Raw genomic sequence first — 23279 nt, 5'->3', positions numbered from 1 at the left:
TCTCCGGATTCGGTAGCAGGTCCGTTTGACCCTCGGCGAGCGTGCACAAAATGCCAGCCGGACCGGCGTGTCTCTGTACATCTGCGCACCTTCGTAGCGGAACGCAGTGCTGCGTCGTTCACGGCGCGATCGCGTCTGCCTCCGCATCAACCTCGCCTGTTTCGGCCGGCCTCTCACGTTTCTCCCAGCGCCGCAACGCTTCCCGGCAGGGCGACTCGACCAGGGCGTAACTCACGGCGGCGATCGCGAAGCCGAAAATCAGCGTCAGCACCAGCACCGTGGGCATCCGCCCGCTGAACGGAAAGGTCCCGATCACCGGGAACACCATCGCCAGGGCCGCCAGGTGCCAGATGAACAAGCCATAGGACCAGCGCCCCAGGGTGACCATGGCGGTGCTGCCCAGCAGCCGGTGCGGCGTGTCGGGCCGATCCAGCACCAAAGGCGCCACCAGCGCGAACGCCACCAGCGAGCCCGCCGCCGTCTTCACCGCGAACTGCGTGGCGGTACCCGGCACCAGCCCCTCCGGACCCGCCAGCGGGGACGCCGCCAGCAGGTAGGCCAGCACAGCGATGACGGCCATCAACACCCGGCGGCGCGCCAGCCGGTGCGGCCGGCCGATCGGGCTGTGGACCCACTCGGCCAGCAACATGCCCGCGGCGAACCAGGAGAAGAACGCCGGCGGCCAGTTCAGCGGATTGATCCCAGCAGGGGTTTGAAGCGGGAGCCAGCCCCAGGCCCAGCTGAGGGCGCCCAGAGCGGCAATCGCAGGCACGCGGGCCGCGACCGGAATGCGGCGGGCGAGAAACGCGAGGACAGGAAGTGCCAGGTAGAAGGCGACCTCGACGGACAGGCTCCACATCTGGGTCAGGCCGCCGGTAAGCGTCAGCGGGACGTAGATCTGGGTGAGCGTCAGATTGGCGAGCCACACCGTGAGGCTGGCGTGGTCCGCGTCGGGCAGCAGGCCCAGGATCACGCAGACCGCCACCAGATAGGCAGGCATGATGCGGACCACCCGCGACCGCAGATAATGGCCGGTCCGCGGCCGCGCCCCCAGGTCGCGTGCGGCCGCGGCGTGCCCGCGCCACAGCAGGAATCCCGACAGGGCGAAGAACACCGCGACGGCCAGGTCGAACCGGCCGAACAGCCGCCCGTCGACACCGCTGGAGTGACCGGTCTGAAACGCGACGTGCGTGACGACGACGCCCATGGCCGCGCACGCGCGCATGCCCTCCACGGCGGGCAGGAAGCTGCGAATCCCGCCGACCTGCTGGTCATCGGTCACGATCACAGTTTGCCTGTGACGCGTCTCAGACTATTCGGGTACACCCGAATAGGTAGTGCAGCGGCGAAGGGTTCGTTCGCTGCGGACCCACATTCGGCTGTTAGGGTCAAACGGATTTGCCTCGCAGCTGGGTCGGGCCGGAACCGGTCGCAACCGACGAGTCCGATGGATCGCAGATTGACCACAAGGAGGTCACAGCAACGTGAACCGAGCGGTCATGTTGCGGTTCGCCGCATGCGGGATCATCGGACTCGGATCCGCCCTGCTGATCGCCGCGCTGCTGTTGTCGACGTACACGAGTAGCAGGATCGCCAAGATCCCGCTGAACATCGACGCCACTTTGGTCAGTGAAGGCAGGGGGACCGCGCTCGACCCGGGGTCGTTGTCCGGCGACCACGTCGTCGTCGACAAAGACGTGCCGCTGGTGTCGCAGCAGCAGATCACCGTCGAGACGCCCGCCAATGCCGACGTGGTGACCCTGCAGGTCGGCAGCTCGGTCCGGCGGGGTGCCGACAAACAAAAAGACGGCGGACTGTTGCTGGCGATCGTCGACATCGTGACCCTCAACCGCAAGACGGCGATGGCGATCTCGGATGACACCCGCGGGTTCGTGCAGAAGCCGCGCGCCTTCAACGACGAAAACCCGCCGACCACCCAGCAGGTGAGGCACACCGGGCTGGCGTACCGGTTTCCGTTCCACACCGAGAAGAAGACGTACCAGTACTTCGATCCGATCGTGCAGAAGCCGTTCGACGCCAAGTACGAGACCCAGGACGACGTCAACGGCCTGACCACGTACCGCTTCACCCAGAACATCGGCTACAACGACGAAGGCAAGCTGGTGGACCCCGTCCCATACCATTCGCTGCTGAGCAAGAACGAGGACGGGCAAATCACCACGTCAGCGAAGATGTGGGGGGTGCCAGGCGACCCCGACGCCCAAATCACCATGACCCGCTATTACGCCGCTCACCGGACCTTCTGGGTGGACCCGGTGACGGGCACCATCGTCAAACAAACCGAGCACGCCAACCACTACTACGCCCGCGACAAGCTGAACCCTGAGCTGCGCCTGGCCGACTACACCGTGGAGTCCACGCGAGACACGGTCGAATCCCAGATCAACGCGGCGCGCGACGAGCGCGACCGGCTGGCGCTGTGGTCGCGGGTGCTACCGATCACGTTCACCGCGGTCGGCTTGATCGCGCTGATCGGCGGCGGATTGCTCGCCTCGTTCAGCCTGCGGACCGAGAGTGCGCTGACCGACCCGGGCCTGGACCGAGACGCCCCCGACCACTACGGCCGCGGGTTCGAGGAACCGGTGCCCGGCGCCGAAGCCGAGACGGAGAAATTACCCACGCAACGGCCCGACCTGCATCCGGATCCACCCGCCCCGGAGCCGCCCGAGTCGACCGCGGGTGAGCCGCCTGACGTGGGACCGCATGATCGGCCACCGGATCCCTCCGCCCCGACCGAACAGGCCTAGCAAGGCCTGGCCGGCCGGTGACCGACGTACGCCGCCAGGCTCTGCACTGGTCCCGGCCCGGTTACGCGTTGCTCCTCACGCTCCTGGTGCTCGGGCCGCTGCTGCGGCCCGGGTATCTGCTGCTGCGCGACGCGGTCTCCACGCCCCGGTCGTATCTGTCCGATAGCGCGCTGGGGTTGACGGCGGCGCCGCGCGCGACGCCGCAGGATTTCGCGGTGGCGCTGGCCTCGCATGTCGTCGACGGCGGCATCGTGGTGAAGGCGCTGCTCGTCCTGGGTTTGTGGCTGGCCGGCTGGGGTGCGGCACAACTGGTCGCGGTGGCGCTGCCCGAGGCGGGCGCCAGCGGGCAGTTCGTCGCGATCACGCTGGCGATCTGGAATCCCTATGTCGCCGAACGGCTGCTGCAGGGCCATTGGAGCCTGCTGGTCGGCTACGGCTGCCTGCCATGGATTGCGACGGTGATGCTGACGCTGCGGACCGAGCCCTCGTGGCGGGGTTTCTTCGCGCTGGCCTTCTGGATCGCGCTGGCCGGGCTAACCCCGACCGGGCTGATGCTCGCTGCGACGGTGGCGCTGGTCTGTGTGGGTGCACCCGGTGCGGGCCGGTCGCGTTGGCTCTGCTCGGCGGCGGCGCTGGGCGCCGCGGTGATCGCGGCGGCGCCCTGGCTCACCGCGTCGGCGCTGGGCTTGTCGTTGAGCGCCCACACGCCGGCGAACGGGCTCGGGGTGATCGCGTTCGCGCCTCGCGCCGAGCCCGGGCTGGGCACGCTGGGCAGCCTGGCCAGCCTGGGCGGAATCTGGAACGGCGAGGCGGTACCCAGCTCGCGGACGACGCTGTTGGCCATCTCGTCGGCCGTGGTGCTGCTGGGTGTGGTGGTGGCCGGGCTGCCGGTGGTCGCGCGTCGCCCCGTGGCGGTGCCGCTGCTCGCCCTGGCGGCGGTGTCGGTGTTGGTGCCCGCCGCGCTGGCGACCGGTCCCGGCTTGCACGTGCTGAGCGCGGTGGTCGACGCGGTGCCCGGCCTCGGCGTGCTGCGCGACGGGCAGAAGTGGGTGGCGCTGGCGATGCCGGGATACGCCCTGGCAGGCGCGGGGGCGGTGGTGACGGTGCGGAATTGGTTCCAGCCCGCGGTCATGGCGTTGGTCTGCTGCGTGGCGCTGATCCTGTCGCTGCCCGATCTGGCCTGGGGCGTGTGGGGCAAGGTCGATTCGGTGCAGTACCCGTCCGGGTGGACCGCGGTGGCGGCGGCCATCAATGCGCGTCCGGGAACGGTGGCGGTGTTGCCGGCCGGCACCATGCGGATGTTCTTCTGGTCAGGTCCGGCCCCGGTGCTCGATCCGCTGCCCCGGTGGGTGCGCGCCGACGTGCTGAGCACCGGTGACCTCACGATTTCCGGGGTGACCGTGCCCGGGGAGGGCGCGCATGCCCGCATAGTGCAGGAGTTGCTGCTGGCCGGCGGGGATCCGGCCACGTTGGCGCCCGCCGGGGTGACGTGGCTGGTCGTCGAACTGGACACCGCGGGTGACACGGGCGCGGCCGCGCATAGCCTCGACGCGTTGACACCGACCTATCGCGACAGCGAGTTCGCTCTCTACTGGATCGGTGGTCATTCCGCGGGTGTGCCCGCAGACCGCGTGCGGGCGACGCTGATCGCGCACTGGGCGTGGTTGGCGCTGTTGCTGGTGGGCGGCGCCGTCGCGGGTAGCGCAAGCGTGCTGGCTAGACGACGCCGCTGACGTACTGACCGGACCGCACCGCTGCCAGCACACTGCACATCGCGTCGGCGCTTTGCCGCCAGGAGAACTCGACACTGCGGACCTGCGCCTTGGTGCCGAGTTGCTCGCGCAGCACCGAATCGGACAACAGTTGCTCGAGCCGATCCACCAGTTGGGCTCGGTTGTCGGCCAAGATCCCGGTCACCCCGTCGACGATCGAGTCGGACAGTCCGCCGGAGGATCGGTAGCCGATGGTGGGCACCCGGTGCTGGGCCGCCTCCACCACCGCGAGACCCCAGCCCTCCTTGCGCGACGGCAGCACATGCACCCACGAGCTTTGCAGCACATGGTGTTTGGTGACGTCGTCGACGTGGCCGTGGAACGTCACCGCGTCGGAAATGCCGAGCGCCTGAACGTAGTCGACGAGTCGCTGCCGCCACCAGCCGCCGCCGACGATGTCGAGGTGCAGGCCCGGGATGCGCGGCCGCAGTTCCGCGACGGCTTCCAGGGCGTCCTCGATCTGTTTGTGCGGCACCAGTCGCGAGAGCACCACGACCCGCGGTGCGGCCGCGCGCGGGCCGGACAACGTCCGCGCCGGCGCCTCGTCGAGACCGTTGCGCACCACCGCGATCCGCTCGTTCTCCACGCCGAGAGCCACCAGATCGCGCGCCGACGGCAGCGACACCGTCAGGTACTGGTTGTGGCGGTGCAGCCGTGGCGACAGTCTCGACTCGACAAACCAGCCGAGCCGGCCGGTCACCGGCCCGGCCACCGGCCACTGCTCGCGGTGACAATGGTGCACCAGCACCGTCACCCGTCGGCCGTATACCAAGCGGGCGAGGAAGGGACAGCCGTTCTGGGTGTCGACGACCACATCGGGTCGCACCCGCCGCAGTGGGCCCAGCCCCAGCCGTGCTGCCGCCATCGCCAACAACGCCCGGACGTAGACCGAGTACCGCCCGCCGGCGCGGCTGATGCGCACACCGTCGACGACTTCACGCCGGAGCGCCCCCGGATAGCGCGCGGTCCGCAAGGTGACCTGGATACCCGAGGCGGCCAGCTGAGCGCCGATGCGCTGCAGGTAGGCCTCGCTGCCGCCGCCCTGCGGGTGCCCAGTATCGCGCCAGCACAGCAGCAGCACCGAGCGCAGGTCAGACATCAGTCGACAGCCTAGCCGGGCCTCCCCGGATTGCCGCCATCGTAGGGTGTGCCAGATGACGGCCACCGACGTTTTCAAACGGCGGGCCACCCTGGCCCGCTCGCGCCGGCTGTTGTCGGAGTTCCGCTACGAGCAGTCCGACCCGGCGCGGTTCTATAGCGCGCTGGCGGCCGATACCGCGGCGATGGTCGGTGATCTGTGGCTGGCCACCCACGGCGAGCCCCCGGCTGGTCGCACGCTGCTCGACGTCGGCGGCGGGCCCGGATACTTCGCGAGCGCCTTTTCCGACGCCGGCGTCCGGTACGTCGGCGTCGAACCCGACCCGAGCGAGATGCACGCGACCGGGCCGGCCGGGCCCGCTCGGGGCCGCGACACGGCAACGTTCGTCCGGGCGTCGGGCATGGCGCTGCCGTTCGCCGACGACTCGGTGGACATCTGCCTGTCGTCCAACGTCGCCGAACATGTGCCCCAGCCCTGGCAGCTGGGTGCCGAGATGTTGCGCGTGACCAAGCCGGGTGGCCTGGCCGTACTGTCCTACACGGTCTGGCTGGGCCCGTTCGGCGGCCACGAGACCGGACTGAGCCACTATCTCGGTGGCCACCGCGCCGCCGCGCGGTATGTGCGCAAACACGGTCATCTGCCGAAAAACAACTACGGGTCGTCGTTGTTCGCGGTGTCGGCGGCCGACGGCCTGAACTGGGCCGCGAGCACCGGTGCAGCGGTGGCGGTGTTGGCCGCATTTCCGCGCTACCACCCGCGTTGGGCGTGGTGGCTGACCTCGGTGCCGGTGCTGCGCGAGTTTCTGGTGAGCAATCTCGTGCTGGTGCTGCAGCCGCGATAATGGAACATGTTCTCGTTTTGCTTCGGCTTGGGTAGGGTGGCGGCCATGAGCGACGTCACAACGGAGTACGACAAACTTTTCATCGGCGGCAAGTGGACCGAGCCGTCCACCGACGAGGTCATCGAGGTGCATTGCCCGGCCACCGGCGAGTACGTGGGCAAGGTGCCGATGGCAGCGGCCGCCGACGTGGATGCTGCGGTCGCCGCCGCCCGCGCGGCATTCGACACCGGCCCCTGGCCGGCGACACCGCCCAAGGAGCGCGCGGCCGTCATCGCCAGGGCGCTGCAACTGTTGGAAGAGCGCAAGGAGCTGTTCGCCAAGCTGCTCGCCGAGGAGACCGGCCAGCCGCCGATGACCATCGAGACCATGCACTGGATGGGTTCGATGGGCGCGATGAACTTCTTCGCCGGCCCCGCCGTCGACCAGGTCAAGTGGCGGGAGATCCGCAACGGCTCCTACGGGCAGACCATCGTCCATCGTGAGCCGATCGGTGTGGTGGGCGCGATCGTAGCGTGGAACGTGCCGCTGTTCCTGGCGGTCAACAAGCTGGGCCCGGCGCTGCTGGCCGGCTGCACGGTGGTGCTCAAGCCGGCCGCTGAGACACCGTTGACCGCGAACGCTTTGGCGGAGGTGTTCGCCGACGCCGGCCTGCCCGAGGGCGTGCTGTCGGTGGTGCCCGGCGGCATCGAGACGGGCCAGGCGCTGACCTCCAACCGGGACGTAGACCTGTTCACCTTCACCGGCAGTTCGGGCGTCGGCAAGGAGATCGGCCGGCGCGCGGCGGAGATGCTCAAGCCGTGCACCCTGGAGCTCGGCGGCAAGTCGGCCGCCATCGTGCTCGAGGACGTCGACCTGGCCGCCGCGGTGCCGATGATGGTGTTCTCCGGGATCATGAACACCGGGCAGGCCTGTGTGGGCCAGACCCGGATCCTGGCGCCACGCTCGCGCTACGACGAAATCGTGGACGCGGTAAGCAATTTCGTGCAGATGCTGCCGGTCGGGACGCCGTCGGACCCGGCCGCCCAGATCGGGTCGCTGATCTCGGAGAAGCAGCGCGCCCGCGTCGAGGGCTACATCGCCAAGGGCATCGAGGAGGGCGCCCGACTGGTGTGCGGCGGCGGCCGTCCCGAGGGCCTGGACAGCGGCTTCTTCGTGCAGCCCACGGTTTTCGCCGACGTCGACAACAAGATGACGATCGCGCAGGAGGAGATCTTCGGGCCGGTGCTCAGCATCATCCCCTACGACACCGAAGACGACGCGATCAAGATCGCCAACGACTCGGAGTACGGCCTGGCCGGCAGCGTGTGGACCGCCGATGTGCCGCGCGGCATCGAGATCTCGGAGAAGATCCGCACCGGGACGTATGCGATCAACTGGTACGCCTTCGACCCGTGCTGTCCGTTCGGCGGCTACAAGAACTCCGGCATCGGCCGGGAGAACGGGCCCGAAGGCGTCGAGCACTTCACCCAGCAGAAGAGCGTGCTGATGCCTATGGGCTACACCGTCGAGTGATCTCTTTGGACGAGTGTGCGGCTGGCCGCACACTCGAGCGCGAACGTGCGGTTGGCCGCACACTCGCTGCCGGCTAGCGACCCGAGAACTTCGCCTGCCGTCGTTCGATGAACGACTGCACGCCCTCGGCGGCGTCCGCGCTGGCGAACAGCTTGGTCACGGCGGGCGTCAATTCCGGGATCGCGGCGGCCTCGCCCTGGGTACGGGCCAGGTGCGCCGAGGCCAGCGTGGCGCGCACGCCCAGCGGCGCGGCCCGGTCGGCGATGGTGTGCGCGATCTCGCGCGCCCGGGACAGCGCCGTCTGCGCATCGTCGGCCACCTCTTGGACCAGCCCTATCCGGTAGGCCTCGGCGGCGTCGAACTCGTCGCCGGTGAGCAGCCAGCGCATGGCGTTGCCCCAGCCGGCCTCGCGGGGCATGCGGATCGTCGCGCCGCCGAACGGGTAGATCCCGCGCTGCACTTCAAGCTGCGTGAACCGGGTTCCGTTGGCGGCCAGGCGAATATCGGCGGCCAGCAGCAATTCGATGCCCAGCGTCATGCACCAGCCGTGCGCGACCGCCACCAGCGGCGTGGTCCACGGACCGTCCAGCCGCCACGGGTTGCGGCCGTCCTCCGGGGCCGGCAACTCCCCGGCCGCGACGCTCGGGCCCACGTCGACCAGGTCCAGACCCGCGGTGAAGTGGTCGCCGTGCGCGAACAGCAGCCCGGCGCGGACCGACTCGTCGGATTCCAGCAGCCCGTACGCGCGGGACAGGTCGGCCAGCATCGCCCGGTCGAACGAATTGCGCTTGTGGGGCCGGTTCAGGCCGATCAGCAGGACGTGTCCGTCCCGCTCGAGAGTCACGGTTTCCAGGGCCGGTAGGGCGGCGTCGCTAACCATTCGCAAAGTGAACCGCACATCCATGGATTATGCAAAGACCCATAATCGGTGGAGCTGCACTCTGGTCAAGGACCGTCATTCAGCCAGCGGAATCACATTTCACTTAGAAAGACTTGCTTAATAAATTCACAGGTTATATGCTCCGATGCATAGTTAGCACCCCTGCCGGGAGTAACCATGTGGATTCTCGAGCTCAACATCGCCGGCTACCACGTCACCCGTGAGATGCCCGACTTCCGGCGCCGGCCGTTCCGGTTCAACCCCCGCCATCTGCACTGGCCGGTACCACGACAGTCCCACGCTGCATGACGCAGGCCAGCACGCGCGACCCGCTGACCACCAAGCGCGGCGACACCCGCAACAGAATGCTGGCCAGCGCCGCCGAAGTGATGCGTGAGCGCGGGGCGGCCGGCCTCACCATCGACGAAGTGCTGGCCCGCAGCGGCGCACCCCGCGGTTCGGTCTACTACCACTTCCCCGACGGGCGCAATCAGATTCTGACCGAGGCGCTGCGGTACTCGGGGGATTCCATCACCGCCACCATTGACGACGCCGTGGACCGAGGCGCCAAGGTCTTGCTGCGCGAGTACGTCAAGTTCTGGGAACACCTGCTGACCGACGGAGACTTCAACGCCGGTTGCCCAGTGGTTGCCGCCGCGATCGGCTGTGGCGCCACCGACGAACCCGAGCTGTCCTCCGAGGCGGGCATCATCTTGGGCCGCTGGTGTACCGCGATGACGCGGGCGTTCGTCGCCGACGGATTCGCCGATGCGGACGCGGCCGCACTGGCGGTGATGTCGATCTCGGCACTGGAGGGCGCCATCGTGCTGTGCCGCTCGACGCGCAGCGTAATCCCGCTCCACCAGGTTGGCGAGCAGCTTGAATTCCTGATCAAGGCAAGGGAGTTCGTCGCCCGGCGCTAACCGCGCGCGTATCGCCTGAGAACCCCGCAAGCAAATCGCAAGCGGTCTGCGCTTTGCTCGTTCCCGTCAGTGGGAGGTGCGCAATGTCGTATACCAGCGCGATACCGGAATCGATGTCGGCGGCGGCAACGGATCTGTCCAGCATCGGTTCAGCGATCAGTGCGGCCAACACCGCCGCCGCCGCTTCGACCACCGAGCTGCGGGCCGCAGGAGCCGACGAGGTGTCGGCCGCCATTGCGGCGTTGTTCGGTTCCCACGCCCAGAGCTATCAGGCGCTCAGCGCGCGAGCTTCTGAGTTTCACCAGCAGTTCGTCCGGACCCTGCACGCCGGCGCGAGCGCCTACGCCGGCGCCGAGGCGGCCAACGCGACACCGCTGCAGATCGTGCAGCAGGATCTGCTCGACCTGATCAACGCACCCACCAATCTGTTGCTGAACCGTCCGCTGATCGGCAACGGCGTCGACGGGTTGCCGGGGTCCGGCGAGGACGGCACCGACGGCGGGATCCTGTGGGGCAACGGCGGCAACGGTGCGTCCGGCAAGCCCGCAACCGGGGCCGTCCCCGGCGGACAAGGCGGCAAGGGCGGGGCCGCCGGGCTGATCGGAAACGGCGGCGACGGCGGCGACGGCGGACCCTCTAACAACTTCCCCATGTCTGCCGGACGCGGCGGTGACGGTGGCACCGGCGGCCTGCTCGCGGGCAACGGGGGCGCCGGCGGCGTCGGCGGGTTTTCCCTGTCCGCCACCTTGGGCGGTGCCGGAGGCCAGGGCGGTGACGCCATCGGACTGTTCGGCACCGGAGGGGCCGGCGGCGACGGCGGGTCCGGCGTTGTCGGCGATCTGCAGACCAGCCACGCGGGCGCCGGCGGCCTGGGCGGCCACGGCGGCTGGTTGCACGGCGACGGAGGCAACGGAGGCAACGCCGGAGTCGCCACGCATGGCAACAAGGGCGGTGATGGCGGCAACGGCGGGTTGCTCGGCGGCGACGGCGGCCAGGGCGGCAACGGCTCGGGCGGCAAGGCCGGCGGCAACGGTGGGTCCGCGGGCCTCGTCGGCGACGGTGGCGGGGGCGGAACGGGCGGTTCCGCCGACAACACGGTCGCTGCTGAAGCCGGCGGCACCGGAGGCAACGGAGGCACCGGCGGTACCCTGCGGGGCAACGGCGGCCACGGCGGCATGGGCGGGCAATCCGCCTACAGCGCGGGCGGCGGGGGCGGTACGGGCGGCAACGCCGTCGGGCTCTTCGGCGACGGTGGGGGCGGCGGGGACGGCGGCCAGGGGTTGGGCCAAGGCGGTACCGGCGGCCGAGGCGGCAACGCCGGCGTGATCGGCGGCGGCGGCCGAGGTGGCGACGCCGGACTGGGCGTCAACCTGTTTACCGGATCGCTGGGCGGCGACGGTGGCAACGCGCGGCTGATCGGCAACGGTGGTGGCGGCGGCACCGGCTACAACGAGCCCGGTGGGGCCGGCGGCAGCGGCGGGATTTTGCTGGGCGTGCCCGGGACCGACGGGCGAGAGGGTCCCTAATCGCTGGCCGGCAGCGGCTTGACCTCTTTGAGCTGCAGCGCGGTCTGGCCGATGCTGAGGCTTCCGGCGCCGGGCTTGGTCACCAGCACCTCGGCCCCGGTTTCGTCCACGTAGCGCTTGCCCATGATGGTGCCGTCGGCGAACGCCGGGTCGAGTTCGCCGGAGCGTTCGCCACCGATCTCCACCATCGCGACACCACCGCAACGCAGGTCGTCCAGGCTGTCGGCGCTCCTGACGACGATCACCTGGGTGTCACACACCTGGCTGGCGAGACGGGTTCCGTTTTTGATCATGCATTCATCCTTTTAGCGTCCAGTCCTCATTAGCGTCTGGATGATCTCCCGGCGAAGCACCTTGCCGGTGGCGGTGGTTGGCAGCTCGTCGCGGAACACTACCCGGTCCGGGGTGCGCGACCCGCGCAAGCTCTGGCGCACATACTCGCGCAGTTGTTCGGGGTCGGGCTCGACGCCGTCGGCGGGAACCACAACGGCGACTATCGCCTGCCCCCACTGCGGATCCTCGACGCCGACCACGGCGACGTCGCGCACATGCGGGTGCTCGACCAGCACCTCTTCCAGCTCCGCGGGCGCGATGTTCTCGCCGCCGCGGATGATGGTGTCGTCGCTGCGGCCGCCGATGAACAGGTAGCCGTCGTCGTCCAGCATGGCGATGTCCTTGGTGGGGAACCAGCCGTTCTCGTCGAGCACCGATCCGATCCCGGTGTAGCGGCCGGACACCTGCTCGCCGCGCACGAACAGCTCGCCGGTCTCGCCCGGCCCCAGCACCGCGCCGTCCTCGCCGCGAATCTGCAGCTCGATGCCGGGCACCGGCTGCCCCACCGATCCCAATCGCCTGGTGATCGCGGGGTCCGACGCGGACTGCGCGCTGCGGTGGTCGTCGGGGGTCAGCACCGCGATCGTCGAACTCGTCTCGGTCAGGCCGTAGGCGTTGACGAAACCCACCCCCGGCAACAGCTCCAGCGCCCGGCGCACCAGCGGCAGGCCCACCTTCGAGCCGCCGTAGGCCAGGTTGCGCAGCGACGGCAGTTGATGCCCGCCGCCCTCCAACGCGGAGATTATGCGGTCCAGCATGGTGGGCACCACGGTCGCGGCAGTGACCTGCTCGTCGTTGACCAGTCGGACCCACTCCTGCGCGTCGAAGTTGGGCAGGTACACCATCTTTCGGCCGGCGTAAAGGTTCGACAACGCCGCGCTGACCCCAGCGATGTGATAGGGCGGCACGCAGATCAGCGCCGCGTCCTGCGGGCTCGCGGACTCGAATTCGACTGTGCCGGTGATATAGCTGGTCAGGTTGTTGTGGGTGAGCTCGACGGCCTTGGGCGCCGATGTGGTGCCGGAGGTGAACAGCACGATGGCCACCGAGTCGGGGTCGGGGAACTCGGCGACCGGTTCGGCGCTCCGGGCCGCGGTCAGGAATTCGTCGGACGTCATCACCCGGTCGGCGGCGTCGCCGGCCATGTCCAGGTAGCGGTCGTCGACGATCACCAGCGGTTCGGGCAGCCGCTGGATCAGAGTCTGGATGCCGTCGGCGGACAGCCGGTAGTTGATCGGGGTGAAGGCCAGCCCGGCGCGTGCCGCGGCGAAGATCAGCACCGGCAGCATCGCGCCGCCGGTGCCGACGTAGACGAGGTGCTTGGCATTGGAGCCCGCGATGACGCCCGCGCCGCCGCCGGCAAGGTCGCTGAGCTGCTGCGTCGTCAACCGCACGTCGCCGGACACGACAGCGGTGCGATCGGGGTTGCCCGACGACGCCATCTCGAGCAGCAACGAAATGCTCATCCTGGATCTTTCTGGGATCTCGACCCTTTACAAAACTTGGCGATAGTGTAACCCATGACGTTCGCCGGTCGTTCTGAGCGGGGCCTCGACTACGGCCAGACCGCCACCCGCGGCCAATTCACCTGTCGGTCCGAACCCAGCGGCGTTACCTGCACCGTGGCTCCGTCCGGCAAAGGCTTCTCAATCTCCGCTGCCGGAATATCACCCGTCGGGTGACTCCGGCGCCGGCGGCACTATGGGCGCCGTTTGATCATTTTCCGTCCATAGCGCCCACGTTCGGTGGGACGATTCGCTGATGGGTTCGGAACCTCAGCAGCCCGGTCTGCTGCTCTGGCTCAAGATGATCGCGCCGACACGGCGGGCCAAGATCCTCCTTGGCGTCTCGTTCCTTCTCGACGTGGCCGGAATTCTCGTGGTGACCATCGCGGCGAACCTCGACAAGTCGCGTCCGATCCCGTTGTCGGTATCACTCATCGCGCTGGTGCTGATAGCTCTCGGCTTCTCCATCTTCGCCGGCTTGACGCTTGCCGAACTTCGCCGCCAAAACAAGCGCCGGCTGCCCCCGGCTCCGCCGACTTAGGTCCCGGTCCAGCGGGCGGGGCGCTTCTCGGCGAATGCGATCGCGCCCTCTTTGGCGTCGTTGGACACGAACACCGGGCCGAGGATCTTGGACTGCTCCGCCCACCTGGACTCCAGGGTCCAACCGCGGGACTCGACGATGATCCGCTTGGTGGCGGCCACCGCCAGCGGCCCGTTCGCAGCGATCTTCTCGGCGAGCGCGATCGCCCCATCCAGGGCGGACCCCGGCTCGGCGAGGGCGTTGACCATCCCCAGTTCGTGAGCGCGCTCGGCGGACAGGTTCTCACCGGTCAGCGCCAGCTCCATCGCGATCGCGGGCGGGATGCGCTCGGGCAACCGCAGCAGTCCCCCGCCGCCGGCCACCAGACCACGCTTGACCTCGGGGATGCCGAAGGCCGCGTCTGTGGAGGCCACGATCAGGTCGGTGGCCAGCGCCAACTCGGTGCCGCCGGCCAGCGCGTACCCCTCGACCGCGGCGATCAGCGGCTTGACGGGCGGTCGTTCGGTGAAGCCCATGCCGCGGCCCTCGACGATGGGTACTTCGCCACGCGCGAATGCCTTGAGGTCCATCCCGGCGCAGAACGTGCCGCCCGCGCCGGTCAGGACTCCCACCGAAAGGCCGGCGTCGCCGTCGAGGCGATCCATCGCGTCGGCCAGGCCGCGGCTGACCGCCGCGTTGACCGCGTTCTTGGCCTTGGGCCGATTGATGGTGATGATCAGGATCCGGTCCCGTTGCTCGACCAGGACCTCGGGTTCGGTGTTAGCTTCGTCGCTCACAGTGACCGATGGTAACGGTCCGCGATCGGGCCTCGGCTCACGCCTCGGTCAAGCCGGGGCCATCGCGGTCTCGACGACCGTCAGCTCTTCGGAAAGCCCAGCGGCCCTGCGTATTCCGATGAAGTCGGCGACCATGGCCTCGGTCACCTCATGCGGGTCCTTGACGGTGGAGCCGTCGGCCAGCACCGAGATGTTGAGCTGGTCGACGTAACTCCACACGGTGATGTTCAGGCCGCTGCCCGCGGTCAACGGGCCCACCGAATAGATCTCGGTCACCAGCGCGCCACCCACCTGCCCGCGTTGGCGGGGACCCGGAACGTTCGAGATGTTCAGGTTGAGCACCTTGTTCTGACCGTCGCGGCTCGACAACCACCGGAACATGGCCTCGGTGCCGGCCGGCGGCCAGTAGGCCGCCCAGCGGCTGATCAGTTCCGGGCCCAGAAGTTGGTGGCTCTCCTTGGCCGACACCGCGTTGTCGTGAGCGGCCCGCACCCGTTCCAGCGGGTCGTCGGAGTCGGTCGGCAGCGCGACCATCATTCCGCTGAAGCGGTTTCCCGAGATTCGCTCCGGCGAGAAGTCGTAGGCCACCGGGACCGAAGCCAGCAGCGGTTCGGCTGTGCCGTCATAACGCAACAGCAACGTGCGCAGTGCCCCGCTGGACATGGCCAGCACCATGTCGTTGATGGTCGCGCCGAGCTTCTTGCCGGTTGCTTTGACATCGGCGAATGCCAGTGTGGCGGTGGCGAACCGGCGCTCCGGGGTGAGCAGGTGGTTCATGAAGGTCGGGGGCGGGACGAACGGCCGGGTCAGCTCCGGTGAGAGCTTGCGCGAGCTGCGGCGCACCCGGCTCACACCCTCCGCCGTGTACCGCACCGTCGCGGGGATGCGCCCGAGGTGCCGCATGTGGTCGACGAACGCGGAAGTCATCAACTCCCGCTTGGAAGGCGCCGGATCGGGCGTGTACGAGTCGCTCTCCGGTGTCGGCATCAGATCCATGCCGTGGGCCATCAGGTTCGCCGAGGCCACCCCGTCGGCGAGGGCGTGATGGATCTTGACGACGACGGCGATCCGATTGTTGGCCAAACCCTCGACGAAGTACATCTCCCACAGCGGGTAGTCACGATCCAGCGGAGTGCTGCAGATCTGCCCGATCGCCTCGTCCACCTCGCGACGGCCACCCGGGGCGGCCACCTGCCAAGGCCGGATGTGGTACTCGAAGTCGATCTCGCAATTCTCCCGCCACATCGGGTGGTGGAACTTCAGTGGGACGTCGACCAGCTGATAGCCCAACGGCACCAGCTTGTCCATCCGGCCGGCGATGACCTGACGGAACGCCTCGATGTCGAAGTTTCCGCGATGCTCCTCGTCGAGTTCGATCACCGCGACCTTGATGGTGTGCATGTGCACGTTCGGCGTCTCGCTGTACAGCAATACCGCGTCCCAGCCGCTCAGCCGTTTCACCGCAGGCCCCTACTCATACGGCGACCTTACAATCGGCGGGCTGGGTCAGATAACCTCTTTCGCGAACTGGGTCCGGTTGCGGTGCACCTGATTGAGGAACAGTGCCGTCGCGTGTGCCATCGCACCCGCACGCGGGCCGTCGATCAGGTCGAAGCCGTGACCGGCGCCCGGCAGCTCGAGGTAGCTGACCAACGCCGTCGACGCCGAACGCAACCGGTCGACGAAGCTGCGGGCCTGCTCCACCGGGATCACACTGTCCTTGCTGCCGTGAATCACCAAGAACGGCGGCGCATTCCGGTGTACGCGGGCGATCGGCGACGCGTCCCGGAACACTTCCGGGTGACGCTTGATCGAGCGCCGCACTACCACCCGCTCCAGGAATTCGACGAATCGGGCCCGCTCCGTGGTAGAGCGGTCCTCCCAGTCGTAGCGCCCGTAGATCCCGACGACCGCATCCACCGAGCTGTCGGCACCTTCGGGCAGGGTGGCACCGAAGACGGGGTCGTCGGGGGCGAGCCCGGCCAGTGCAGCCAGGTGTCCACCCGCCGAACAGCCTGCCACCGCAACGAAATTGCGGTCTCCGCCGAACTTGTCGACGTTGGCCCGGGCCCATGCGATGGCGGTCTTGACGTCGGCGATGTGCCGTGGCCAGCGGTGGTGCGGCGAAACGCGGTAGTCGATCGCCAGGCACACCCAGCCCTGCTCGGCCAGGCGCGACATCAGCGCGGACCCCTGCATGATGCTGCGGCCGTGCACCCAGGCGCCGCCCGGGACGAAGATCAGCACCGGCGCGGCCTCGGTCGGCAGGTCCTTGCGCCGCCAGACGTCGAGCAACTGGGCGGGGCTGTCCCCGTAGTGGACGCCGCGGCGGTAGAGGTATCGGCGTTGCCGCAGCGCCTCCCAAATCGGCGGCGTGTTCTCGGGTTCGGGCCACGCGGCGTCCAGGTCCGCCGACGACACGACGCCCCGCAGGGCGGTGACGGAGACCTCCTGCGTGCTCTCGCGGTCACGCCGCCGCACGTCGCTGTTGCCCGGCGTCAGCCAGCCTTTGGCGGCACCAGACATCAATTCAGGGGTGAACCGCATGCCCCAGGCACTCATCGCGGCCACGGTTCCCAGCGGTTCAAGGCGCTTGCCAACCACCGGTAGCGAAGCCCCCATTTCGCTTAACGCCAGCACATAGTCGGCAGGACGCGCCCGTAGCAACCGTCGCACACAGGGCGTCATCCGCGGTCCCCTCGCCGTCATGTAGGGGAGCGTACCCCCACCCGGTTAGCAGAAACTACGTTTGCGGCACGGTTATCTGCGGCGGCGAAAATTTGCTGTCGCACAAGATTTGCCGGCATCGGCATATCGACCGTTGGCCAACGTTTTCTCAGTTGCTGGACCGGGTGCGGCGCGCGACGACGAGCCGCGCCGCATAGACGACGGCGCTGGTGGCGAACATGGCCGCGGTGAGCAGCAGCCACCTGCCCAGAAACGGCTGCTGGGTTTGTCCGGTCGCCGCCTGGTAGGTCGGTGCGCCTTGCTCGATGATGCCGGGCAGAAAAATCAGCAGGGTCAGGCCGGCCGCCAGCGCAGGAACCCGAATGTGGTTGCGGGCGCTTACTTTTGGGTGCCGATGCGCAGGCGGCCGGGCGAGCCGGGTGGACATCACCCGGTCGGCCAGCGCGTAGAGCGGGAAGAGCAGCAGGTCGTGGGCGATGACGGCGGCGGCAAACCAGACGGCGATCGACTGCCACCAGTGGCCGGGGTTCCACAGCGTGGTGGGCTTGAAGGTGGCCAGGATGTAACCCATTAGCGCGAACCCGGCGACCATGGTCAGCAGGTGCAGCGGATGAGATCCGTAGTGGCGGCCGAAATGCTTTCGCAGTCTTAGCATCTCAGGCCTCGAACGTAATGGACTCGACCCATTTGGTGTTGTGCACACCGGGCAGCGCCGGAACGATGACCCGGGCCGGATAGCCATGGTCGATCGGCAGGTCGGCGCCGTTGACTCGCATCGCCAGCAGCGCGTCGGGGTCCGCGATCTGGTTGGCCGCCAGCGTCGCTTCCCCGAAGGCGCCGCCTCGTTGTAGCGACGTCACCCGGGCCGAGCGCGGCGCCGCCACGCCGGCCAAGCGAGCCAGCTCGGCCAGCGGCACCCCACTCCAGGTCTGAACGGTCGACCAGCCTTCGACGCAGGCGATAGGCAACCTCGCGGTGCGTTGCGGCAGGCCGGCCAGCATGGCGCGATCCAGCACCACCTCCGACGGCCCGCCGCGCAGCCGCAGCCGCCAGTTCGCGCCGACGCTCTCGTGCGTGATCCCGGCGACCTTGGCGGTTTTGTTGACCGGGAAATCCCGGCTTCCCCGGTTTGGCAACCCCCGCGGCAGGAGCAAGGCGGTGCTGCGCGCCACCCCGCCGAGGGTCTGGCCGATCGTCAAGACCGCGATCAGCAGCACACCCGAGCCGACCAGGGCCAGCGCGCCGCGCCTGCTCATCGTCGGCTCGGCCGGCTCGGCGGACACCAGCCCGGCACGATCGGGCGGCTGCGGACGGGTGTCGTTCACGTTGGTGCGCAACACTTCCCGCATCGAGAGTGACCGCAGCCCGGTGATCATGTGCGGAATCTTGAGCGTGATGTGCATCAGGAAACCGGCGATGAAGACCCACGCCCCGAAGTAGTGACCATCGTAGAAGCTGAATCCGAAGATGTAGTCGTACTGGATGTTGAGCACGCCGGTGACGATCTGAAACAGCAGTCCGCCGACCAACATCAACAACGACAACCGCTCCAGCAGCTGGGCGACCGAGCGGGCCGGCGGCCACACGAACAGCCGCGGGATCACCGACCACAGCTTGGCCAGTACCACCGGGATGATCACCAGGCCCAGGCCCACATGCAGACCCTGGGTCAGCCGGTACAGCCACGACGGGCGGGTCGGCCAGGTGAATGCGGGCAGCCGCAGCCAACCGACATGGCCCGGGATGGCCTGGCCGAATTGCGGAGCGTAAGCCATGTACGACAGCAGCCCGGTGATCGTGATGATCGGCAACGTCACCAACAACACCAGGCCGAACACCGAGGTCAGCCACGGGCCACGAAGCGGACTGCGAAACTGCGCCAACCGCCGGACGCCCGGCGGCGGATGGCGCCCAAGCGTGCGCCACAACCCGGCGGGAAAGCCGTAGTCGCTTACCGGAGTGTCAGGCTCGCGATCACTCGGCCGGTGATCAATCGGACCCCGGCCAGCGTCAGACCCACTTGTGCGGCGAGCGTGGCCGCGCTGTCGATACCGACTGAAGCCCACCTGAACCATGGTCCCACGTCAGTGCCGGATTCCAGCCGGACCCAGCGAGTACAGATGCCGACGGCCTCGACGTCGAACTCGGCCACACAGCGCCCGCCGGCGGCCAGCAACTCGGCGGCGCGGCACAGGATCCGCTGCGGGTCCCCGCCCAGCCCGACATTGCCGTCGACCAGCAAGACCGTCTGCCACCGACCGATGCCGGGCAGCGCGTCGAACACGTCACCCAGCAGAGCCGGAGCGCCGCCGCGACCCGCCAACCGGATCGCCGTCGCGGACCGGTCGATGCCGAGCGCGGGTACGCCCCGGCGGATCAACCGCGCCACCAATCGTCCGGGCCCGCAACCTAACTCGATGGTCGGCCCGGCGCACAGCTTCGTCACGGCATCGTCGAAGGCTTCGTCGTCGCGCTGGCCCAGCCAGCGATGAGCCGGCAACGGCCGGACCGCACCGTCTTCATGGCGGATCCAACATCGCTCGCCGTCCAGCGCCCGGTCGTACAGCTGCCCGAACATGTCCTGCCCTCTTGCCCGCCTTCGCGATACCTTGCCGTTGATACCCCAGCCCGCTCCTTTCCAACCCCTTCCCAATCCGCCACACCGCCGGCGCACTGGGCATACCGGATCGGTGCCGAACACCGATATTCACCTTATCTGCGCCTGATCGCACGCATTGCCCCACGACAAATGGTCAGCCCCCGGACTTTGCCGCTGGTGCGGACCTTAACCGGGCTGTCGGTGGGTCGCGGCTCATCCGGCGATGTCGAGGTGCTCACCCTGGAATCCGGGGCCGGCGTTCTGCCCGGCGTCTTTCACGGCTTCGACATGGTCGCTCCGAAAGCTCAGGTGTCACGACGGTTTTTCGCGAGTCAGTGCGATGCGCTGCGGTCTGGGCTCGGGCTGGCGGATTGATCACGTCGATAGATGGGCGATTTCGCCGCCGATGATGGTGGCGGCCACCATTGCCGCGTCCAGCTCGGCCAGCGCCGCCGCGGGTGGCTGAGTGAGCACGCACAGGTCCCCGGGCTGGCCCGGTGCGACCGTCCGCGCCCGCTCCGGGTGATCGAGGTGACCCAGGAACATCGTCAGAGCCGTTCGCGCCGAGACACATTCCCCCGGCCCCAGGACGGCGCCGCTGTGTGTGGTGCGGTGCACCGCGGCGCGCATGGCCGCCCACGGGTCGCCGTGGCCGAACGGCATGTCGGTCGACAGCGCTACGCGCACGTTCGCTTTCAGCAGGGAGGCCAGGCGCCACAGCTGATCGTGTTCGGCGGCGGGAACGTCGGCGAGGTAGTGGTCGCCGCGTTCGGCGACGAAGTTGGGTTGGGTCACCACCGTGACACCCAGGTCGGCCAGGTCGGCCAGGTTGTCGTCGGGCACGACGGCCGCGTGTTCGATGCGGTCGAGCGGATGGCTGCCGGCCGCGCGCAGCGCGGCGATGGCCACCACCAGTTGGGCGGCGGTGACGCAGTGCACGGCCACCGGCGTGCCGTCGGCGTGGTGGTCGGCGATCCAGTCGGTCAGGGCCTCCAGGTCGAGGCTGTCGTCGTGCAGGATTATCTTGCCCGGCGCCAAAAACCGTACGTGTGGCCGGAATTCGTGATGGCGGTGCGCCACCAACACCGAGACCATGTCGTCGGCGGCCAGCTCGGGCGTGGCGTCGGTGACGCCGGTGACGCCGACGGCGGTGAGCCGGTGGCTCAATTCGGTGAAATTGGTTTCGCGGCGCTGCAGCGCGTCGGACCAGCCGCGGTCGTTACTGTGCAGGCGCCCGTCGGCGTGGTCGGCCAGCCCCACCCGGGTCAGCGCCGGGGAGTTGAGGACCCACAGCGCGCCGCTGCGGTGCTGGACGCGCACCGGAGTGCCCGGCATCAGGGCGTCCAGAGCGGCACGGTCCAACTCGCCGGCGACCGACTCGTGATAGCCGACGGCACGAATCCATCCGTCAGGGCCGGGGACGGTGTTCGACAGAACCTGTGCCAGTTCGAGTTTGGTGGAGACCTCGGAAGGTCCGACGGGTAGCGAATCCAGCGCGGACGCCGCCGAGCGCAGGTGTACATGGTGGTCGTGCAGGCCGGGTAGCACGGTTCCGCCGTCGGCGTCGAGCACGTTCTCCCCGCGCTTCGCGGCAATGCCCTCGCCCACCTCTTCGATCTGCGCGCCGACCCGGATGTCGACCAGCCTGTCATCCAGCAGCGTGGCCCGCCGAATCAGCATGATAAGCACCGCCTTTCGGAGACGAGGTGCAGCACGGTGTCGTTGTCGGCACCGGTCTCGGGTCCCGGCTTGGTAACGTGCGGCCGCCTCGGTGGTGGCGCCGGGTGCGCCGAGACCGGCTCCGTCGTCGGCAATTCAGCATAGTTGGCGGCGACCGCGCTCATCGCCACTTGGATCAATTCGCCGCCGCCGCGGTGCAGCGAGTCGGTCACCGCCCGGGTCGCTTCCAGCCCGGTCAGCGGATCGGCGATAGCGTCCCCGCAGAACACCGGCCCGTCAACACCGGTACCGACCAGGCCGCCGGCGACCGCGGCGTCGTCACCGAACGCGGGCCGTCCGGAGTCGTCGTCGTATCCGGTGATCCGCAACCAGATTCGGCCATCTCGCGGCGCGAGGTGGTCAGGCCCGAGTCGGCGCCGCGCCAGCGCGGCCGGCCGGGAGCCCTCGATCACCACATCGGCGACCATCAGCAGCTGCCGCAGCTGGTCGGCCTGACTGTCGAAATCGATGCAGTAGGAGAGCTTTTCGCCGTTGATCCAGTCGAAGAAAGCGCGATCGCCGGTCCGGGTTCCGTCCGGTCGGCGCGGGCTTTCGACTTTGACGACGGTTGCTCCCGCGCGGGCCAGCAGGTGACCGCACAACGGGCCCGCCCACATCGACGACAGGTCGGCCACCAGCAGACCGGCCAACCCCGGCACGGGCGCCGGGGAGCTGATGGGGCGGATCCGCGGCGGCGCTGCCGCGGCCTCGCCGAGGGCGGCAGCCGGGATGTCGAGCAGACCTGTGCGTTCCACTATTTCGCCGGTGAGCCGGTTGGCGGCCCAGACCGTGAGCGCCCCCCACGGGTCGTCGGGCTCTTGGGGGGCGTCGTCGACCTGGAGCACCGCGGGCACAGCGGCGACGTCGTCGGGGCGGGACAGCGTGATCGCGCACCAGCCGTCCCGGGCCCGCAGCAACCGGGTGGCGCCACCGGCGGACACCCGCCCGCCGCGCGTCAGGCCGAGCAACCCGGCCCGCCCGGCCAGCAGGGTGGCCGCGTCGGCGGTAATCTCTGCGGCGCGGCTCAGGACGTTCGCCCGGGAGAAGTCTGGGGGTCCGTCGGGCAGGCCGGTGAGATGGGCCAGCCCGCTGTCGCCCCACTGCCCCGCCACCGAGCTCACGTCACCATGGTGCTCGAACGGCGGCAGCGGCGGCAATGGTCAGCAACGGCCGGGATCGGCCTGGCGCTCAGAACTGCAGCGCGCGGAAGCGCCAGTCCAGCACCTGGCGGTCGGGCTCGTCGGGCGAACCGCTGACCGCGTAGACCAGCGATCGCAACCCCAGCACGCCCCCGTGCGCGGTGGCCTCGGCCGTTTCGACGTGTAGTTCGCTGTACAGCGTGTCGCCCTCGTGTACCGGACCGGTGTGATCGCAGGATTCCCAGCCCAGCACCGTCACCAAGTTCGGCAGCAGCCGGTTCGCCTGCGCCAAAGCCAGCCCGATGGTGTGGCCCCCGTACACCAGGCGGCGTTCGCCGACACGCGAATCATGGTGTGTGGCGGCGATATTCAAAGTGAGTCGGGCCAGCTCGGGTGCGCTGCTGACCACGTCTCCGGTGCTGTGCAGCACCGCGCCGGCCAGTCCGGCCTGCAAACGATCCGCGAAATGCGGTCCCGGCACCCGGTTTCGGAAGATCTCGCCGTCCCAGTGCGCGGTCGGATCGTGGGCCGGCGGCACCGCATCCGCGCCGACGGTGGACAGATCGTCGCCCGGATCGCCGGGACGCCAGTCGGGGCTGGCAGGCAGCATCGCGCAGCGGTAGAAATCGAGCACCAGCTGATCGGCCTGGTCGATCGT

General features: G+C 68.9%; 21 protein-coding genes and 2 pseudogenes. 9 read left to right on the top strand and 14 right to left on the bottom strand.

The features are described from left to right. Positions 1 to 118: 118 nt before the first annotated feature. Positions 119 to 1288, bottom strand: a complete 1170-nt coding sequence (locus tag VML93_RS31035) for an acyltransferase (RefSeq protein WP_325616481.1) — start codon at positions 1286 to 1288, stop codon at positions 119 to 121. Between the two features lie 196 nt (positions 1289 to 1484). Between VML93_RS31035 and VML93_RS31030 the strand changes: the two genes are divergently transcribed. Both VML93_RS31030 and VML93_RS31025 read left to right on the top strand, forming a co-directional pair. Next, positions 1485 to 2768, top strand: coding sequence for a DUF3068 domain-containing protein (locus VML93_RS31030; protein ID WP_325616479.1), 1284 nt, complete (start codon positions 1485 to 1487; stop codon positions 2766 to 2768). Positions 2769 to 2809: 41 nt separating this feature from the next. Continuing rightward, positions 2810 to 4501, top strand: a complete 1692-nt coding sequence (locus VML93_RS31025; RefSeq protein ID WP_325616495.1) for a hypothetical protein — start codon at positions 2810 to 2812, stop codon at positions 4499 to 4501. On the opposite strand, the gene VML93_RS31020 is transcribed toward VML93_RS31025, so the two are convergent. Next, a complete protein-coding gene (locus VML93_RS31020) occupies positions 4485 to 5639 on the bottom strand; it encodes a glycosyltransferase family 4 protein (RefSeq protein ID WP_325616477.1) in 1155 nt (384 codons plus the stop codon). The two genes, VML93_RS31025 and VML93_RS31020, sit on opposite strands and share 17 nt — an antisense overlap. 55 nt (positions 5640 to 5694) lie before the next feature. On the opposite strand from VML93_RS31020, the gene VML93_RS31015 reads away from it, so the two are divergent. Next, a complete protein-coding gene (locus tag VML93_RS31015; protein WP_325616475.1) occupies positions 5695 to 6480 on the top strand; it encodes a class I SAM-dependent methyltransferase in 786 nt (261 codons plus the stop codon). Positions 6481 to 6525: 45 nt separating this feature from the next. Further along, complete coding sequence (locus VML93_RS31010; RefSeq protein ID WP_325616473.1) at positions 6526 to 7992, top strand: aldehyde dehydrogenase; 1467 nt, start codon at positions 6526 to 6528, stop codon at positions 7990 to 7992. 73 nt (positions 7993 to 8065) lie between these two features. Here the strand turns inward: VML93_RS31010 and VML93_RS31005 are convergent, their stop codons facing one another. Beyond that, complete coding sequence (locus VML93_RS31005) at positions 8066 to 8872, bottom strand: crotonase/enoyl-CoA hydratase family protein (protein ID WP_325616472.1); 807 nt, start codon at positions 8870 to 8872, stop codon at positions 8066 to 8068. A 177-nt stretch (positions 8873 to 9049) separates the two neighbouring features. On the opposite strand from VML93_RS31005, the gene VML93_RS31000 reads away from it, so the two are divergent. The 3 genes from VML93_RS31000 (at position 9050) to VML93_RS30990 (ending at position 11321) form a co-directional block, all read left to right on the top strand. Further along, entirely contained in the window at positions 9050 to 9181 is a 132-nt protein-coding gene (locus tag VML93_RS31000) for a hypothetical protein (protein ID WP_325616470.1), read from the top strand. Continuing rightward, a complete protein-coding gene (locus VML93_RS30995; RefSeq protein WP_325616468.1) occupies positions 9178 to 9795 on the top strand; it encodes a TetR/AcrR family transcriptional regulator in 618 nt (205 codons plus the stop codon). The genes VML93_RS31000 and VML93_RS30995 overlap by 4 nt, the downstream gene beginning before the upstream one ends. A gap of 83 nt (positions 9796 to 9878) precedes the next feature. Continuing rightward, entirely contained in the window at positions 9879 to 11321 is a 1443-nt protein-coding gene (locus VML93_RS30990) for a PE family protein (RefSeq protein WP_325616466.1), read from the top strand. Here the strand turns inward: VML93_RS30990 and VML93_RS30985 are convergent. Further along, the gene (locus tag VML93_RS30985) at positions 11318 to 11614 is read right to left on the bottom strand and encodes a hypothetical protein (RefSeq protein ID WP_325616464.1); all 297 of its coding nucleotides are present in this window, start codon (positions 11612 to 11614) and stop codon (positions 11318 to 11320) included. The two genes, VML93_RS30990 and VML93_RS30985, sit on opposite strands and share 4 nt — an antisense overlap. A 12-nt stretch (positions 11615 to 11626) precedes the next feature. Then, positions 11627 to 13120 carry a fatty acid--CoA ligase family protein gene (locus VML93_RS30980; RefSeq protein ID WP_325616462.1) on the bottom strand — a complete coding sequence of 498 codons (1494 nt, stop codon included), beginning with the start codon at positions 13118 to 13120 and terminating at the stop codon, positions 11627 to 11629. 295 nt (positions 13121 to 13415) lie between these two features. Here VML93_RS30980 and VML93_RS30975 point away from each other — a divergent pair, with 295 nt between their 5' ends. Next, a complete protein-coding gene (locus VML93_RS30975) occupies positions 13416 to 13700 on the top strand; it encodes a hypothetical protein (protein ID WP_325616460.1) in 285 nt (94 codons plus the stop codon). Here VML93_RS30975 and VML93_RS30970 read toward each other — a convergent pair. The 6 genes from VML93_RS30970 to VML93_RS30945 all read right to left on the bottom strand — a co-directional run bounded on the left by VML93_RS30970 (position 13697) and on the right by VML93_RS30945 (position 19742). Further along, entirely contained in the window at positions 13697 to 14476 is a 780-nt protein-coding gene (locus tag VML93_RS30970) for a crotonase/enoyl-CoA hydratase family protein (protein ID WP_325616458.1), read from the bottom strand. The genes VML93_RS30975 and VML93_RS30970 overlap by 4 nt on opposite strands. Positions 14477 to 14524: 48 nt before the next feature. Continuing rightward, positions 14525 to 15937: a wax ester/triacylglycerol synthase family O-acyltransferase gene (locus tag VML93_RS30965; RefSeq protein WP_325616456.1), complete on the bottom strand. Its 1413-nt coding sequence runs from the start codon at positions 15935 to 15937 to the stop codon at positions 14525 to 14527. A gap of 45 nt (positions 15938 to 15982) precedes the next feature. Next, the gene (locus VML93_RS30960; RefSeq protein ID WP_325616454.1) at positions 15983 to 17185 is read right to left on the bottom strand and encodes an alpha/beta hydrolase; all 1203 of its coding nucleotides are present in this window, start codon (positions 17183 to 17185) and stop codon (positions 15983 to 15985) included. A gap of 127 nt (positions 17186 to 17312) precedes the next feature. Continuing rightward, positions 17313 to 17819, bottom strand: a complete 507-nt coding sequence (locus VML93_RS30955; protein WP_325616452.1) for a hypothetical protein — start codon at positions 17817 to 17819, stop codon at positions 17313 to 17315. Position 17820: 1 nt separating this feature from the next. After that, positions 17821 to 19158 carry a molybdopterin-dependent oxidoreductase gene (locus VML93_RS30950; RefSeq protein WP_325616493.1) on the bottom strand — a complete coding sequence of 446 codons (1338 nt, stop codon included), beginning with the start codon at positions 19156 to 19158 and terminating at the stop codon, positions 17821 to 17823. After that, positions 19116 to 19742: an SAM-dependent methyltransferase gene (locus VML93_RS30945; RefSeq protein ID WP_325616450.1), complete on the bottom strand. Its 627-nt coding sequence runs from the start codon at positions 19740 to 19742 to the stop codon at positions 19116 to 19118. The genes VML93_RS30950 and VML93_RS30945 overlap by 43 nt, the downstream gene beginning before the upstream one ends. A 171-nt stretch (positions 19743 to 19913) precedes the next feature. On the opposite strand from VML93_RS30945, the pseudogene VML93_RS30940 reads away from it, so the two are divergent. Continuing rightward, positions 19914 to 20024, top strand: a pseudogene (locus VML93_RS30940) (alpha/beta hydrolase); the annotation flags it as partial. Between the two features lie 114 nt (positions 20025 to 20138). Here VML93_RS30940 and VML93_RS30935 read toward each other — a convergent pair. The 3 genes and pseudogenes from VML93_RS30935 to VML93_RS30925 all read right to left on the bottom strand — a co-directional run. Continuing rightward, positions 20139 to 21443: an amidohydrolase family protein gene (locus VML93_RS30935; protein WP_325616448.1), complete on the bottom strand. Its 1305-nt coding sequence runs from the start codon at positions 21441 to 21443 to the stop codon at positions 20139 to 20141. Further along, positions 21437 to 22603, bottom strand: a complete 1167-nt coding sequence (locus tag VML93_RS30930; protein WP_325616446.1) for a CoA transferase — start codon at positions 22601 to 22603, stop codon at positions 21437 to 21439. The genes VML93_RS30935 and VML93_RS30930 overlap by 7 nt, the downstream gene beginning before the upstream one ends. Before the next feature lie 67 nt (positions 22604 to 22670). Next, a pseudogene (locus tag VML93_RS30925) lies at positions 22671 to 23279 on the bottom strand (acyl dehydratase); the annotation flags it as partial.

Source organism: Mycobacterium sp. (genome assembly GCF_035499775.1).
In the GTDB taxonomy this organism is placed as follows: Bacteria; Actinomycetota; Actinomycetes; order Mycobacteriales; family Mycobacteriaceae; genus Mycobacterium.
Note: the sequence above shows the minus strand (reverse complement) of the source record. Positions and strands in the feature narration are given on the sequence as shown.